This window comes from Alteromonas oceanisediminis (genome assembly GCF_018474025.1).
GTDB classification, from domain to species: domain Bacteria; phylum Pseudomonadota; class Gammaproteobacteria; order Enterobacterales; family Alteromonadaceae; genus Alteromonas_E; species Alteromonas_E oceanisediminis.
On record NZ_JAHCTA010000007.1, the window covers coordinates 61,234 to 75,643 of the forward strand.

The 14,410-nt window shown below is 48.3% G+C and carries 16 protein-coding genes, 1 tRNA gene and 1 pseudogene; 10 read left to right on the forward strand and 8 right to left on the reverse strand.

The genetic code is table 11. The features are described 5' to 3' along the window. Positions 1–70 precede the first annotated feature (70 nt). The 3 genes from KIU71_RS13215 to KIU71_RS13225 all read left to right on the forward strand — a co-directional run bounded on the left by KIU71_RS13215 (position 71) and on the right by KIU71_RS13225 (position 2,543). Complete coding sequence (locus KIU71_RS13215; RefSeq protein ID WP_214131767.1) at positions 71–364, forward strand: hypothetical protein; 294 nt, start codon at positions 71–73, stop codon at positions 362–364. A 22-nt stretch (positions 365–386) separates the two neighbouring features. After that, positions 387–854, forward strand: coding sequence for an energy transducer TonB (locus KIU71_RS13220; protein WP_214131768.1), 468 nt, complete (start codon positions 387–389; stop codon positions 852–854). A gap of 72 nt (positions 855–926) precedes the next feature. Beyond that, positions 927–2,543, forward strand: coding sequence for a winged helix-turn-helix domain-containing protein (locus tag KIU71_RS13225; protein ID WP_214131769.1), 1,617 nt, complete (start codon positions 927–929; stop codon positions 2,541–2,543). Between the two features lie 33 nt (positions 2,544–2,576). Here the strand turns inward: KIU71_RS13225 and KIU71_RS13230 are convergent, their stop codons facing one another. From KIU71_RS13230 to KIU71_RS13240, 3 genes are all read right to left on the reverse strand, one after another. Continuing rightward, the gene (locus KIU71_RS13230) at positions 2,577–3,347 is read right to left on the reverse strand and encodes a hypothetical protein (RefSeq protein WP_214131770.1); all 771 of its coding nucleotides are present in this window, start codon (positions 3,345–3,347) and stop codon (positions 2,577–2,579) included. A gap of 175 nt (positions 3,348–3,522) precedes the next feature. Then, positions 3,523–3,996: a DUF4920 domain-containing protein gene (locus KIU71_RS13235; RefSeq protein ID WP_214131771.1), complete on the reverse strand. Its 474-nt coding sequence runs from the start codon at positions 3,994–3,996 to the stop codon at positions 3,523–3,525. A gap of 86 nt (positions 3,997–4,082) precedes the next feature. Beyond that, positions 4,083–4,457 (reverse strand): DUF4174 domain-containing protein, encoded by a 375-nt coding sequence (locus KIU71_RS13240; protein WP_214131772.1) that lies wholly within the window; start codon positions 4,455–4,457, stop codon positions 4,083–4,085. Between the two features lie 512 nt (positions 4,458–4,969). Between KIU71_RS13240 and KIU71_RS13245 the strand changes: the two genes are divergently transcribed. Beyond that, complete coding sequence (locus tag KIU71_RS13245) at positions 4,970–5,482, forward strand: GNAT family N-acetyltransferase (protein WP_214131773.1); 513 nt, start codon at positions 4,970–4,972, stop codon at positions 5,480–5,482. A 128-nt stretch (positions 5,483–5,610) separates the two neighbouring features. Here KIU71_RS13245 and KIU71_RS13250 read toward each other — a convergent pair. Then, positions 5,611–6,135: pseudogene (locus tag KIU71_RS13250) on the reverse strand (IS30 family transposase); the annotation flags it as partial. 70 nt (positions 6,136–6,205) lie between these two features. Between KIU71_RS13250 and KIU71_RS13255 the strand changes: the two are divergent. Both KIU71_RS13255 and KIU71_RS13260 read left to right on the forward strand, forming a co-directional pair. After that, a complete protein-coding gene (locus KIU71_RS13255; protein WP_214131774.1) occupies positions 6,206–8,188 on the forward strand; it encodes a protein-disulfide reductase DsbD family protein in 1,983 nt (660 codons plus the stop codon). Then, the gene (locus KIU71_RS13260) at positions 8,181–8,786 is read left to right on the forward strand and encodes a redoxin domain-containing protein (protein ID WP_214131775.1); all 606 of its coding nucleotides are present in this window, start codon (positions 8,181–8,183) and stop codon (positions 8,784–8,786) included. The genes KIU71_RS13255 and KIU71_RS13260 overlap by 8 nt, the downstream gene beginning before the upstream one ends. Positions 8,787–9,027: 241 nt before the next feature. Here KIU71_RS13260 and KIU71_RS13265 read toward each other — a convergent pair. Next, positions 9,028–9,104, reverse strand: a tRNA-Pro gene (locus tag KIU71_RS13265). Positions 9,105–9,332: 228 nt separating this feature from the next. On the opposite strand from KIU71_RS13265, the gene KIU71_RS13270 reads away from it, so the two are divergent. The 3 genes from KIU71_RS13270 to trhA all read left to right on the forward strand — a co-directional run bounded on the left by KIU71_RS13270 (position 9,333) and on the right by trhA (position 11,006). After that, a complete protein-coding gene (locus KIU71_RS13270; RefSeq protein ID WP_214131776.1) occupies positions 9,333–9,509 on the forward strand; it encodes a hypothetical protein in 177 nt (58 codons plus the stop codon). Positions 9,510–9,732: 223 nt separating this feature from the next. Beyond that, entirely contained in the window at positions 9,733–10,023 is a 291-nt protein-coding gene (locus tag KIU71_RS13275; protein ID WP_214131777.1) for a class IIb bacteriocin, lactobin A/cerein 7B family, read from the forward strand. A 326-nt stretch (positions 10,024–10,349) separates the two neighbouring features. After that, positions 10,350–11,006 carry a PAQR family membrane homeostasis protein TrhA gene (gene trhA, locus KIU71_RS13280; protein ID WP_214131778.1) on the forward strand — a complete coding sequence of 219 codons (657 nt, stop codon included), beginning with the start codon at positions 10,350–10,352 and terminating at the stop codon, positions 11,004–11,006. A 55-nt stretch (positions 11,007–11,061) separates the two neighbouring features. Here the strand turns inward: trhA and KIU71_RS13285 are convergent, their stop codons facing one another. Further along, the gene (locus tag KIU71_RS13285) at positions 11,062–11,529 is read right to left on the reverse strand and encodes a YHS domain-containing (seleno)protein (protein ID WP_214131779.1); all 468 of its coding nucleotides are present in this window, start codon (positions 11,527–11,529) and stop codon (positions 11,062–11,064) included. 72 nt (positions 11,530–11,601) lie between these two features. Between KIU71_RS13285 and KIU71_RS13290 the strand changes: the two genes are divergently transcribed. Beyond that, on the forward strand, positions 11,602–12,555 hold the full coding sequence (locus KIU71_RS13290; protein WP_250207500.1) for an AraC family transcriptional regulator: 954 nt from the start codon (positions 11,602–11,604) through the stop codon (positions 12,553–12,555). A gap of 6 nt (positions 12,556–12,561) precedes the next feature. On the opposite strand, the gene dcd is transcribed toward KIU71_RS13290, so the two are convergent. Beyond that, positions 12,562–13,152 carry a dCTP deaminase gene (dcd, locus tag KIU71_RS13295; RefSeq protein ID WP_214131780.1) on the reverse strand — a complete coding sequence of 197 codons (591 nt, stop codon included), beginning with the start codon at positions 13,150–13,152 and terminating at the stop codon, positions 12,562–12,564. Between the two features lie 82 nt (positions 13,153–13,234). Next, positions 13,235–14,344, reverse strand: coding sequence for an iron-sulfur cluster carrier protein ApbC (apbC, locus tag KIU71_RS13300; RefSeq protein ID WP_214131781.1), 1,110 nt, complete (start codon positions 14,342–14,344; stop codon positions 13,235–13,237). Positions 14,345–14,410: the final 66 nt, after the last annotated feature.

Genomic DNA, 14,410 nt, shown 5'->3' on the forward strand with positions numbered 1-14,410 from the left:
AAACATTAATTGCAAACGGGGCCGTTTGTATCACGATGGAACTGCATGTCTCACAACTTAAGGAAAAAACATGACACATCGTACTTCACATCTGGTTTTTGCTGGGCTATTTTCATGTGCATCATTTGTAATGATATCTGGTTGCCAAAGCACCCAAACCTCCGCGACTCCCTCTGATCCGAAAAGCGTTGCTGCGCTAGATAGTGATGATGGTGTAGTATGCAAAATGGAAAGGCGTGTAGGCTCAAATATGATGACCCGCGTTTGTCGCACAGCCGAAGAACGTGCGGCCCAAGAAGAAGCTGCGCGCGAGGGGATGTTACGCCTACAAGGCGGAAGCATGACGACTGGCGCAGATGGCTAACCTCCTAAGCTGGAAACGGTTGATGAAAAATACATTGATGATTAAGGCAACGTTAGCAGGCTTTTTCAGCCTGCTACTTGCCCCTACTGTGCTAGCCAATTCAGACCCAGTCATACTCAAAACGGCCGTGGTTCAAACGTTGTTGGTGCCCGAAAACGAGGATTCGCTGTCATGGGAACGTACATTCCCTGAAACGCTAGTGATGTCTCGGGAATTAGAACGCGCGGGCATTCGAGGGTGTGGTATATTCAGCTTCAACATTGGCAAAGACGGTCAGGCCAATGACATTGAAACCGAAGCATCAGCACCCAGCTTTGGGCTAAGCCGTCTGGCCAAAGATTATTTGAGAGAATGGCGCTGGAAGCCCAAACAGAACGGCGGGATTGAAGAGCGCGTTTTACTGCGTCTGGATTTTTGTATTACCGGCGAAACACAGGAAGAAGCTCAGCAGTATTGCCAGTATCAAGCGACGTTGCAATGCAAAAAGTGAACACCGGGTGGCGGGTTCTTTGCACAGTTCAATTAATACGTATCGATGTAAACCAACAGCATTTGCCGCATTATGACAACGCTAATCACCGCAGGCATTGAAATTAATACGGAGCAGCGCAGCGTAACATACCAGCAAGCGCTGCTACCGATCAAAGGATTGACGTTTGAGATGCTGTTGGCACTTGTTGAAGCTGACAATGATGTGGTGTCACTCACCACATTGTCTCATCGGGTCTGGAAGGGCAAAGTGGTGAGCGACGACACGATCGCTCAACGTATTTCTTTACTCAGAAAAGCCCTCCCTGAGCATGCCAGTAGCGAAATTGAATCAGTTCGAAGTGAAGGTTATCGCTGGTTAGCAAAAGTTGAACACGCCAACGAGAGTCGGCCGATTCAGCGTAAAATGCTATGGGTCAGTGTTTGTGCCGCTATCGTCGTTATTATTGCATTAACACTCGTCTGGCTAAGCAAACGACAACCCGACAGTGCACTGATGGTTTTAGATCCCAGTGGCACGCCGGGGCACGGTATCGGCGCTGACGTATTTACGCGTGTGAAGCTTGCTCGCGCTAAGCAATATGCCAGCGCACTTACCCCAGAAAGTAATGTGATTGCAGTCCAGATGTACCGCGAACTGCTGCGCGATGCGCCAAACAATGTTACCTACAAGCAGGGCCTAGCCCAGACCTTACTCGACGGCGATTTGATATTTCGAGCTAACGCGGCGGCGCTTGCTGAAGCAAACGACATCAGTACGGAGTTGCTGCAGCAAAACCCTCAGCAGCCTGAATTTTTGTGGTTAAGGGGCCGCTTCTACGAAGCTAACGAAATGATGCAGGAAGCACTGGAGCATTATGAATTAGCCAGAGTCAGCGCGCCCAGTGATGAACAAATCGCATTGAGTTTAGCGCACCTGTACACTGAAAAAGGTGACTTGTTTGAAGCCCTTGCGCTCAGTACGCAAACGCCTATTCGACAGCAAAGCCGTCAGCTCAATCAAATTGCCAGATTACTCTATCTCACGGGGCAGATGACACAAGCTCACAATTGGTTTATGGCTGCACAACAAATTGCCCCTGACAATGCCATAGCCAATTTCGCACTCGCTAAATTTTTAATGGTCAGTGATAAACCGGAGCATGCACTGGAAGTCCTTTCTGATTTTCACCGCAACGCCACCGGAACCGCAGAAACGTATTTACTCGAATTTTTGCTCAGTCTGGAACGCGGCGATCACGACAAAGCAAAATTTGCACTCAATAAGGCTGAATCTGTCGACCCGAATGACTTTTCTGTGGTTGCGTGGCGAGAGTGGTACCTTCAACAGCAAAACTCATCAAGACCGACAACGGCGAAGTCGACAACGGATCGCAATACCGACTGGCCAAGCCAAATGATTGCCAATGCCGTCATTGCCATGGCGCACGGCGATGACGATGCGGCGTTACTGATGTTACTTCGTGCTACTCGTTTAGGTTACCTAGACTACCGCTTTATCCAGCGGGTAGCGGCGTTTGAACGATTGCACGGGACTGCCCTATTTGAAGAAATCATCATGATGATGCGAGACACACAGACCGAAGAGCGGCGCCGTAGTGAGTCACTAGAGATCCCCAATTGGGTCAGTGACCAACTGACTTATGAGGTTGTGACTACCGTCAAACTGTCTCATCAAGGTGCACGATAGAGCGGGTTACACAGCCTTTTTATGCTTGAATATCTACAAAAAATCTTGTTCGTCGGCGTAAACAATACGCACATTGTCACAATGACTGAAAGCGTTCCAAACGGCTTCTAGAGACAACGTGTCACCTACCGAAGCTACGGGTTGCTCACACCTCTCTGCCAGAACGATAGCATCAAACGATGGCTTGATATGAATACGGTGAACAAACATATCAGTGTGCTTTTGTGTATTCGTCAAACTTTCTGAAAGCGGGTTGAGTGTTGTGTGATACCAAGCCGTATTTTGGCTGGCTTCATCAACAGGCGCATCCGCTGCCTCGCCGGCAGCGTGGACACGCAATGGCTCTACCAGTAAGGGCTCAGCGTAAGCCACTGCAACTGAGTCTTGAGCCTTTAACCGCCAAAGCTCGCCACCTCGCTCAAAATGCCCTTTGAAAAACTGCGTTTGGAGTGAAAGCACTTCACGGGAAACCAGACGATTCAAGTCGAACTGCTCAGGAAGTAATGTCAATACGGCTTGCCCATCGCTCCTTTTGTTTTTATCAAGGTACTGCGTGAGACTTAACTCTGTTTCGTCATCATCGAACGTCAGTCGGTAAATAATCTGATAATCATGCGGTGCGTGATATAGCGGTAAGTGGCTCGCATAAAGGCTATAGCCATCGGTAAACACAACCATCCCGTGATAACCAACGCGAGAGTGAGCCTGATGCTCAACAGATTGCGGACTCGCGCTGACCCATTGAGAACACAGACAGGTCAAAAGAACAGTCGACTTGAGAAACTGATAAAACGGGGCAGGCATCGCCGGGCAACCTTAGCGTTCAATCTACAATTCCCGTGATCATACACTAACTGGTAAGGCTGGGGAGAGATTTACATATTATTTAAGGCATAACCTTCAGATAGAGCAATAGTAAACTCACGTGACGTACGTATGCAAAATATGGCTGTGTACCACCAAACTACTGCTATGTGGATCAGCGCGGTATTTTGACACTAGTCGCGATTAATTCGTACACGACTCCACTGGCAAGCTTGTTTGAGGGCTGTTGGAGATCTGCGTTGAAATGCGCAGCCTGTGCGTCGCTAAGGTTTTTTTCAATCAACTGCGCATTTAGCCAAACACGTTTACCGTGACTGTCGGTAGGGATAAAGAAAGCATAGTTTTTAAACGCAACGCGAACAGTGTGCTCGCCCTGCTGCGCGATGAAAAAGCAGCCCTTTTTTTGACAGACTTTTGTTACCGGTGTTTCAACCGTCAGCGGTTGTTGTTCGTATGCCTTTGGGTTGTTCAACAAATCGGCTAGATCGACCTGCGGTAACTGCGCATCAAAAGGCGCTCCGAAGGTTTCGCTGTCCGCATCAGTCGCGGTAGGCTCCGACAATCGAATCGGGTTTCCGGCCTGAGCAACTGAGCAAACTAAGCAAGCGATAACGAGCAGTGTTTTCATGGCGAACTCTTCCTTCGCTGAGATAGTATTGAGAGGTATGTATACGCTGCTAATGTGCACTGATTGAGGTGATTTGTCTATTCAACCTATCCGCCTTCTGCCGCACGCAATTCAGCTTGTCGCATTGGCATCTGATCGATATCAGCAAATACACGGGTTAAGGACAAGGATGGATAGGCCTTTTTGATCTCACTGTCGAGGCCAATGAGCACCACATTCCCACGCGTTATCAGCTGCGCGATGTCTGATGTCACCGAGACTGCTCCCATACCATTGGGATCCCAGCGGGTAACGCGTTGATTATGGATGAAATAAACGATTATTTTTCTTGCGTGCAAATCGTCCTGCGCCGCCGTCAGTTGGGCGTAGACGTGCTTTACCGAATCGGAATTATCCACTTTAATAAGGATAAGCCTATGTACAAAGCGATGTTCCGCCAGTGTGCCAGCGTGCGCACTCATGCCAAAGAGCATTAGAATAATTATCAGCAATGCTAGTGCGTTTTTGAACATACCTGAGGTTACTTCCGTAGTGGTTATCAACAAGATCATTAACATCAACAACATGTCTAGAATCGACGATGCATTGAAGCAACGCAGCCAAACCTACTTAAAATTCTACATCGTGTTGTTTGCGCTGTTGCTCTAAATTCAGACACAAGTACACTTAATAATGATGCGATGAGTTTCTTCATATTTCCTATTAGTGGAATCGCCTATTAGTTGTACCATCCAGAGTAGCATACCTATTTGTCTTTAAATGTTTCAACGCCCGCTGTTCGCTCAAAGCTTTAATACAGCAAGTGGAAACAAGCGTCTGCAACACGTTGTGAGATCATTCCATGTATTCGCTTTATATTTCCCTTACTTGTTTTACGAACACCTAAGTGTATGACTTAGCCGCCTAAAGCTGTATTATGCGAATATTGATTTATATGCGAATTTTAGTCCGCATCATTTAATAGTTAGGCGCTATGTTTAGCGATACAGTAATTTTTCAGACTAAAAGGCTTAGATGTAGGTTGTGGGTTCGAGAGGATTTAGAGGTCATCTACTCAGTCTACTCAGACAAACAGGGCGCCCGTTGGGTTGGAGACGGGCAACCTATCAGTCGAGAAGATGCCATTCGCTGGCTAGATGTCACTTTTAAAAACTACTCGGGTCGTGGTTATGGCATGAGTACCGTCATAGAGAAAGCAACGGGAACCATAGTTGGCTTTTGTGGCCTTGTTCATCCTAATGGTCAACAGCATGCTGAGATAAAATACTCCTTCAAAAAGACACATTGGGGATTGGGATACGCTAGCGAAATAGTCCCTGGAATGATCTCTTATGGAAATACTGTTCATGGTCTTGGCAAAATCATTGCAACTGTTGCGGACGAAAACATAGCATCTCAACGTGTTTTACAAAAATCGCATATGTCCCTCTCCGACGAGTATGAGGAGAACGGACAAAAAATATTAGTATACGAGTGGGACGCCTAACATGCGATTGAAGCCACTGCCTTCTGTCGTTAGCACGAAATACCTGCCGTTAATTTGTAATTTACAGTCTGACCCTCAGCGACTCCGCATCTTAACCAGTTTTTGACCGTCCACTTATTGTTGTGAGATCAATCGATGGATGCAACACACTGGTTAAATCTCTGTGCTGGTGTTTCATAGTCTAGCGTCTTTCTAGGCCGTTCGTTAAGTTGTCTGGAAACGCTGCTAAGCTTCTGTTGACTGTGCACTGATAAATCAGTGCTTTTGGGGAAATACTGTCTTAACAGCCTATTCGTATTTTCATTTGAGCCGCGCTGCCAAGGAGAATGTGGATCGCACAGGTATACTTTGATATCGGTCGCCAGCGTGAATTGCTTGTGGTCTTTTATTTCTCTTCCTCTATCCCACGTAAGTGATTTGTATAGTTCACTAGGCAGCTTTTGGGCTTGCTTAATCAATGCGGCAATGACAGTAGATGATTTACTATCTGTAACTTTAGCGAGCATTACATAACGAGAGTGGCGTTCAACGAGGGTTGCGATATAGCTATTCTTTGAACCACATATAAGGTCGCCTTCCCAATGCCCGGGAACAGCTCTATCTTCAACGGATGCTGGGCGCTCACTGATTGATAAGCCATCTGGTATCTGCCCTAAGCCTCGACATACAGTATCACCAGAGGCTCGTGCAAACACCAGCACGGCCAGTGCTCCTCATATTAACGTGTCTTTGGTAAGCGAGGATCAGCATTGGGTTGCCGGGTCCAATGCGTGGATCGGCATCCGATTGATGCCTGAGGCTGGTTGGCACACCTATTGGCGAAACCCTGGAGACTCTGGCGAAGCCCCGCGAGTATCCTTGTCATCCGATGCCCCACTCTCTTTTGGGGATATCCAATGGCCAGTACCTCAGGCCATTCCAGTTGCACATTTAGTCAATTATGGTTACGAAGGGGAGAATTTGTTGATGATCCCCGTTGATGTTCCGGCCACGTTATCCACGGATGAAGTGAGCGTCTCAGCCGAGCTTTCATGGTTGGTGTGTAAGGAAGATTGCATACCGGGTAATGCGACACTCCAATTAACACTACCGGTTGCCGCGTCCTCCAGCGCGTCAGCTGCGGCCCTTCTGTTTGAAAAAGCGCGACAACAGCTACCTGACGATAAGTGGCTCAGTGGTCAACTGGAAATTAATGAAGCATCGGTGGCTGTCGAAATCGCGCTACCTGCAGAAATGACGTCCACAACGTCCTCGCAGTGGACGCTGTTTCCCTTTCCAAGCAATTTGATCCAACACGCCAACCCACAGTATTTCACTGTCGACGAAGGTGTTTTGCGAAGTGTAATTGATAAATCGCCTTATTGGGCTGGCGACGTTGAATCAATTAACTGGCTGCTGTCTGATGGTCGTCAGGGTTTTTATGTGTCTACAGCATTGGCCGGGCAAGCACACAGCGGCGATGCTAAAGCCAGTGCGCTAGCGCTATGGGATATCCTCGGGTTAGCAGGCATGGCGCTATTGGGTGGTATCATCCTGAATTTGATGCCCTGTGTGCTACCCGTTTTGTCTATCAAAGCACTGGGGCTGCAACAAACACAAGAATCCAAGGCAGTCAAACTGGGTTTCATTAAACTGGGTTACCCATTGGGCGTGCTGGTTAGCTTTAACGCCCTCGCAGTGACGATGTTAGCCTTACAAGCGAGCGGAGAGAAACTTGGCTGGGGCTTTCAGATGCAGGAACCGTCGATTGTCATTTTGCTGAGCTTCTTATTTACATTTATCGCTCTGGTGTTATTTGACGCGCTACAGGTTGGAACGCGGTTGGCCGGCATCGGTAGTCACCTGATCGCGGGGCAAGGCTTCGGGGCGCAGTTTTTCACTGGTGTATTGGCTGTTATTGTTGCGTCTCCATGCACTGCCCCTTTTATGGCTGCGGCAATTGGCGTTGCACTGGTGAGTGAACCTGCGATTGTTCTCGTGGTATTTAACGCGCTCGCCATCGGATTCGCCTTACCATTAACATTACTGGTTTTTTCGCAACGTCTCAGTCAGTTCCTGCCTAAACCCGGCAACTGGATGGTCACATTTAAGCATATGTTAGCTTTCCCCATGCTTGCCACCGTGGCGTGGCTATGCTGGGTTTACGCGGGGCAAACCAGTCATCAAGCGCAATTTGGATTGTTGCTGGCGCTGATCACCTTTAGTTTCAGCGTGTGGCTATCTGGCCGATTACATCGAGCTGTACCAAAATGGATTTGCGCGAGCGTAGCCCTGGCGTGCCTCGTTCTGCCTATGTACCTCACCGCGCAACTGCCCGACGCCAACCAACCCGCGCGTAGCATCACTGACAACGCCGTGCCCTTTTCCAAACAGGCATTGTCCTCACTGATCAAACAAGAACAGATTGTGCTGGTAAACATGACCGCGGACTGGTGTATTACTTGCAAAGTTAACGAGCAGGTTGCGTTCGCAGATGCGGACGTACGAGCAGCGCTTAGCGCAGAGAATGTACACTACATGGTCGGCGACTGGACTAACAAGAACGACTCAATATTGGCTTACTTAAATGACTACCAACGATCGGGCGTACCGCTTTACGTCGTGTACAGTGGTACACAGTCTAAACAGGTTTTACCGCAGATATTAACGCCGTCAATCGTGATTGACGCCATCAATCAAGCAACTGAGGAAATACCCCATGAATAAATATGTGCTCGGCTTTTTTGCCTTTATCGCTCTCTCATTTAATGCGTTTGCAGCGATTACCATCGATAAACCAGCCCCTCAATTCACGCTGACGGATAGCCACGGGCAGGAGGTTTCGTTGTCTGACTTCGCAGGCAAATATGTGGTACTAGAGTGGACAAATCATTTGTGCCCCTATGTGCAGAAGCATTACCAAAGCAGTAACATGCAACAACTGCAAACAAAATATACAGAGCAGGATGTTGTCTGGCTGTCTATTATTTCATCTGCACCCGGTAAGCAGGGCTACGTGGATGCGGATGAAGCGAATCAGCTCACCAGTGAGCGCAGCGCTGTACCAACCCACGTGCTATTCGACCCAAGCGGTGAAGTTGGCAAACAGTACGCGGCAAAAACCACACCGCACATGTACATTATTGACCCACAAGGTAGCTTGAAATACGCCGGTGGTATCGACAGCATCAAATCGGCAGATATCGCCGATATCGCCAAGGCGGTGAACTACGTGGATACCAGCTTAAGTGCGCTGCTATCAGGCGAAACGGTCGACAAGCCGTTAACGCCTCCTTACGGCTGCTCTATCAAATACGCGGGTTAAAGCAAATTGGTTAGTCGCTGCAAAGTGCATTTGAGCAGCTTGTAGCGACTGACTGAGTTACAGCTATCATTTAAGCAAGATTAATGCACCGCTTGCAGGCTAGAGCTTGTGGGCTCAAAAAATTTCGAGGATTATCGAATTAGGGTGATGGCTATTGTGGTTGGCATGGTGTTGTCACTAGGCCAACGTGAATGCTGAAGTCACCGTTTATGGGGTAAACCCACCTAATGGAGTAAGGAATTGGTCGGTGTGAGAGGATTTGAACCTCCGACCCCTGACACCCCATGACAGTGCGCTACCAAGCTGCGCCACACACCGACCGAAGCGCGCATTCTACTGATTTTGAACACCTTTGCAAAGAGTAACTGCGGATAATTTAACGATGCCGCACATTAATCCCTAATTTGCATAATTTCTGTTCAATAACCGTCTACGCCGTTCTCTCCACAAATTTAGGTGAACTGTTCTGTATCCGCATTGTACGCCCATGCACATTTACCATACTCAATACATTGCTTTATACGTGTGCTAAGGATGACGAATACTATGGAGAACTTTACTCACAGAATCGTCGATGAAGAAGTGAAATTTGGTCGTGATGAAGAGCTAGTCTCAGTGACAGATACGCGCGGCGTTATCGAATTTGGCGATCCAGATATCAACAGCGGCAGAGCAGCAAAGTGTGGTATCGAAGGATATCAGCCGTTCCATTGCAAACATTAATGATATTTGCAGTGAGAACTTGCGTCAGGCGAATACCGTTAAGGATGAGGCCAAACACATCGAAGTGCGCTGTGAGCGCCTAGTACAAATGCCACATACGTTCGCGAACGAAGCCTAAGTGACTTAAAAACTGTACTTCACGTACGATGTAAGGAAGAAACTAATAGCTAAAATGAAGTAGCTAGCAGAAAGCTAGTCTACTTTTAGATAATTGGAGAGACTGATGGATATAGTTTCAGATAACGATATGTTTGTGTTGTCAAATGAAGAGCTTGAGGAAGTTAATGGTGGCTTTCTGGTCAATATTGCTATGGGGATTGTCGGCTCCGCTGCAGCTATGGGAGCATACTCAATGAGTGGTTGGAGTTCAGGACTGACCGGAGCTGGGTTCGCTGGAGCCGCTGCTGGCGGTTTTGTAGCAGGTGCAGGCGGATTTACGCCGGTGAGTGCCTCAGCAGGAGCAGCAACTGCGGGCTTAGTCGTGGCTTTCATTAATAGCACTGACGACGAGTAAATTTCTAGACCAGGGAAGTGTTTGGCTTCCCTTTCCATAGGCCACGTTATGAAAGATGTTTCAATAAATTCGATAATCTGTATCGGTTCAGCATTGTTCGGCGTTGCATTCATAAATCTTATTTTTTGGGTCTTACAGGTTGAAGAGTCTGGTCTGCTGGTAACGTTTACGGCAATTTTGTCGGCTTGTCTTGCTAATCAACTTACTTTACGTTTTTCTCTTAGCAAAACACCTCGAAGATGAAATGATTGTGACAACGCACAAACTCGGTGTACAAGTGTACGCCGAGTGCGTACACTTTGGTTTTGTTTCTCACCAAGTCATCTATGTTACCTAAAAAAACCGAGGCCTCTGATCACAGTCTCTACTCCGTCTCCGAGGAAAGACTCAATACGGCTACGCATGCGCTGGGATTCTTATTGTCGGTAACAGGGCTGATATTTCTGCTACAAAAAACGACGACGTTACCTCAGACGTTAAGCGCGTGGGTGTATGGCGTCAGTCTGGCACTGATGTTTCTATCCTCAAGCATTTATCACGTTGTCACGCGCCCTGCCCTCAAAGTCATTCTGCGCAAGGTCGATCATTCCGCGATTTATCTGCTTATTGCAGGGAGTTACACGCCATTTATGTTACTCAGCGTGAGCGGCCAGATGGGGACTATTGCCCTCATCGCGATTTGGGTAATCGGACTCAGCGGGATCCTGTTTAAGATATTGGTAGGCCACAAATACCCTAAATTGGCGGTGTCAACCTACGCGCTGATGGGTTGGTTTGCGCTGTTGCTTATCTACCCGCTGTATCAATCGCTTTCTGGCGCGGGATTCACTCTGTTACTCGTTGGAGGCCTTTGTTACAGCGCAGGTATTCCTTTATATATGCTCAAAAGTCGGCACTATTCGCACGCACTCTGGCACTTATTTGTGGTCGCTGGTGCCGCCTGTCATTTCTTCGCGATTTACTATCACGTTATTGGCGAATAAAAAAAGAACCTCGATGAGGAGGTTCCTAAAGGATGCCCAGGGAGAGAGTATCCGTTTACAAATCGTTTGCAGCAATAAACTCGATAGTTGGCCATTCAGTGTCTGCTTCATTCAGGTGCTTTGGAATGTCCTTGCGCCATGCGGCATATACCTGCGCGTTTTTGTTGACGTACAAGCGACCATCAACAATTTCGAACGCTTTGCCATCAATTTCAAATTTCTTGCCGAAAGTTGCTCCGTAAGCACAAAAACCGCCGTACATAGGTTCGTACTTTTCTGGGTTTTGTTTAAACAGGTCGCGATTTTCTGCGCTGCTAAAACGGTAGATAGCCTCATTATGTACCGCAGTAAACTCGCTACTGCCTAGAACCGGTTCTCCTACCGTGAAATAAGCAACCGCATCATGGCCGGCTAAGATGACTCCATTCGAATCCGTCTGCGTATCTACGCCAGCAAACGTGAGTGCGGAAAAAGCTAATGAAGCAGCGGCGAATGCAATTTTAATGTAACCTAGTGTTGTCATGGTAAATCCTCGTTTGGGTAAGTTGTAATCAGTCAACGAGGGCTAGTCTACGCATCATGTGCGAGTGCCAATATGCTCGATACGTCAGACATTATGTCCGATCGTACACATGGTGGTTTTAGTTTGAATACGCGAGGAACAATGGACAGCCTTAGCCATTTGTTAGCCACCCTGAAAGTCACTGCGAATGTGTTTCACAATGGGCAGTACTGCGGCAACTGGGCAGTGGATACCTCTGGAAGCCATTACATTAGTTTTCACGCCGTGTCGCATGGGCGCTGTTATGTGAAATCAATCGATGAGGCTGAAGTTCACACCTTGAGCGTAGGTGATGTGGTGATCTTTCCTCGCGACGCAAAGCATGTGATCACCAGTGATGCCGACTTTACGCAGCCGGTCAATACAGAACAATCAGTCGATTTTAATACGTTAGAGAGGAATGGCACTGGGTTAGTGTGTGGCTACTTTGAGCATCATCATCCGATGATTGCCTCTATCACAGAATTCTTGCCCACTGTGATCGTCATCAAACGTTCTGATCATCAGCAGTCCGCATTGGCGCTGCTCACTCAGACGCTGCTGACCGAATCTGTGCATCAGGCTGATGGCGCAATGTTGATTTTATCGCGCTTGAGTGAATGTATTTTGGCGCTTATTTTTCGTGATTACTTACAGGTGGAAAAAGGCATTTTGGCAGCATTAGCCAACCCGAAACTAGCACCAGCGATCAAGTCAATTTTCGCCGCGCCTGCACAGAAATGGACCGTAGATACACTCGCTGAGACCTGTTTTATATCTCGCACAGCATTTGCGACCTTATTCAAACAAACACTGGGAATATCGCCCATTGATTTTGCCACGCAGTGGCGGCTCGGGTTAGCGTATCGCCAGCTTGCCGATGACAACGTGAGCACACTGGCCGCGGCACTGGAATGTGGCTACGAGTCAGAAGCTTCCTTTTCGAAAGCCTTCAAACGTGTATTTGGGGTATCCCCGGGGTCTATTCGTGCTCAGGTTAAAACGTGAACCGCCCTAGCTCTTATCGTCTGAACTAATGCGACTGGCGATGGCGCCGTCCTGATCTTTGTACTTCGCATCGATGCGTGCATTATAAGGTTTCTCCGCCGGGCCGGAGAGCTTCTCAAAACTCAGCGCACCAATCTTCATTCCGGGCTTGAGCGCCAACGGCAGCTTGCCACTGTTGAAAAACTCCAGAACAATATTTCCTGACCAACCCGGATCGATACGGTGCGCGGTCACATGTACCATCAAACCTAAGCGTGCAAGTGAGGAGCGTCCGTCAAGCCAGCCAACAATTGAATCAGGCAAGGTAACACTTTCCAGCGTGACAGCGAGCGCAAGTTCTCCCGGATGCAGGAAAAACGATTTCCCTTCTTCCACTCGGATTTCATCACTCATCACTGAATTTAGTGCTTCTTGCACGTCAGCTTTTTTACCGCTGAGATCGATATACGGAGCCTGATGATCTTCAAAAACACGAAATTTATTGCCCAAGCGGATATCGACGGTAACGCCGCTGATCTCGTCGTAGCTCGGTGTCGGTGAAATGCCTATTTTACCGTCTTGTATATACTGATAAATGTCGCGATCACACAGTCGCATGAACTGTTCTCCGTAAAATCTGTTAAGGCGCGCGCGTGGCGTCGCGGGCTATTATGCGGTCGCAGCCTTGTGCAATCAATCACTAAACCGGTTTAAACATGATCGGGTCGCCTTTAACCACGCTAGCCGCGTGCTCATTGACCGACAAGGTGAGTGCCAGTTGCTGTGAAATCGATCGAGCGGCCTCCAGATAAGCGCTACTCAACGGCGAGTCGGGGCGTGCTTTCAGTAGTGGTACACCGCTGTCGGCATGTTCACGGATATGCAGGTCCAACGGCAAACTTCCCAGCAGTGGCAGATGATGCTGCTTAGCGAGGCGCTCACCGCCATGCTGTGCGAATATATACGCTTTCTCACCGCAATGTCCGCACTGATAATAACTCATGTTCTCAATCAGGCCGAGTACCGGTATCTCAACTTTTTCAAACATCGCAATGCCTTTCTTTGCATCGGTCAGCGCCAGATCTTGTGGTGTAGTGACCACCACAGCGGCGGTCAAGGGCACTTGTTGCGCCATAGTTAACTGGATGTCGCCGGTGCCGGGCGGCATGTCGACCAACAAATAATCTAATACCGGCCACAGCGTATCGTTCAATAACTGACTTAGCGCACGACTCGCCATTGGCCCTCGCCATACCGTGGCATTTTCTGCGGGTACGAGGTAACCGATTGAATTAGCGGCGAGCCCATGAGACATCATGGGCTGCATATGTTTGTTGTCGGCGCTTGTTGCCTGTTCAGCGGCATTGCCCAGCATAATAGGAATCGAAGGCCCATAAATATCGGCATCCAAAATACCGACGCGAGCTCCTTCTTGCTGTAGCGCAAACGCCAGATTAACTGCGGTAGCAGATTTACCCACGCCCCCTTTGCCTGAAGCAACCGCAATAATATTTTTTATATTTCGCACGGGCGTCTGCTGCGTATGCATCGCCACAATGTGTGTGTCTAGCTGTATGGTAGGGCACGGTTGCGACGCAAAGCGACGTTGCCATTCTGTGTTCAGCCAGTCTTTAATGATCGGATGCTGAGAGTGAGCGGCAAATGGCAGCGCAACGCGCACATGTTCATCGCTGTCAGAGGATAGCCACGTACCCGCTAGCTTTTCGTCCACCACAAAATATTCGGCTAACAGTTGCTTGAGTCGGTCGCTATGGTTGGCTGTGGTGCGCTTTCGGCTAAATAAATTCATCAATCACTCGCTTTCATTGATTTGCTAATGCAAATCCAGTGGATTTGGGCTAGTATTTGCGACCCA

Bases quoted from the DNA above. Each gene is read 5' to 3' on its own strand.
- KIU71_RS13215 (WP_214131767.1), top strand. From the start codon at position 71: ATGACACATCGTACTTCACATCTGGTTTTTGCTGGGCTATTTTCATGT.
- KIU71_RS13220 (WP_214131768.1), top strand. From the start codon at position 387: ATGAAAAATACATTGATGATTAAGGCAACGTTAGCAGGCTTTTTCAGC.
- KIU71_RS13225 (WP_214131769.1), top strand. From the start codon at position 927: ATGACAACGCTAATCACCGCAGGCATTGAAATTAATACGGAGCAGCGC.
- KIU71_RS13230 (WP_214131770.1), bottom strand. From the start codon at position 3,347: ATGCCTGCCCCGTTTTATCAGTTTCTCAAGTCGACTGTTCTTTTGACC.
- KIU71_RS13235 (WP_214131771.1), bottom strand. From the start codon at position 3,996: ATGAAAACACTGCTCGTTATCGCTTGCTTAGTTTGCTCAGTTGCTCAG.
- KIU71_RS13240 (WP_214131772.1), bottom strand. From the start codon at position 4,457: ATGAGTGCGCACGCTGGCACACTGGCGGAACATCGCTTTGTACATAGG.
- KIU71_RS13245 (WP_214131773.1), top strand. From the start codon at position 4,970: ATGTTTAGCGATACAGTAATTTTTCAGACTAAAAGGCTTAGATGTAGG.
- KIU71_RS13260 (WP_214131775.1), top strand. From the start codon at position 8,181: ATGAATAAATATGTGCTCGGCTTTTTTGCCTTTATCGCTCTCTCATTT.
- KIU71_RS13270 (WP_214131776.1), top strand. From the start codon at position 9,333: ATGGAGAACTTTACTCACAGAATCGTCGATGAAGAAGTGAAATTTGGT.
- KIU71_RS13275 (WP_214131777.1), top strand. From the start codon at position 9,733: ATGGATATAGTTTCAGATAACGATATGTTTGTGTTGTCAAATGAAGAG.
- trhA (WP_214131778.1), top strand. From the start codon at position 10,350: ATGTTACCTAAAAAAACCGAGGCCTCTGATCACAGTCTCTACTCCGTC.
- KIU71_RS13285 (WP_214131779.1), bottom strand. From the start codon at position 11,529: ATGACAACACTAGGTTACATTAAAATTGCATTCGCCGCTGCTTCATTA.
- KIU71_RS13290 (WP_250207500.1), top strand. From the start codon at position 11,602: ATGCTCGATACGTCAGACATTATGTCCGATCGTACACATGGTGGTTTT.
- dcd (WP_214131780.1), bottom strand. From the start codon at position 13,152: ATGCGACTGTGTGATCGCGACATTTATCAGTATATACAAGACGGTAAA.
- apbC (WP_214131781.1), bottom strand. From the start codon at position 14,344: ATGAATTTATTTAGCCGAAAGCGCACCACAGCCAACCATAGCGACCGA.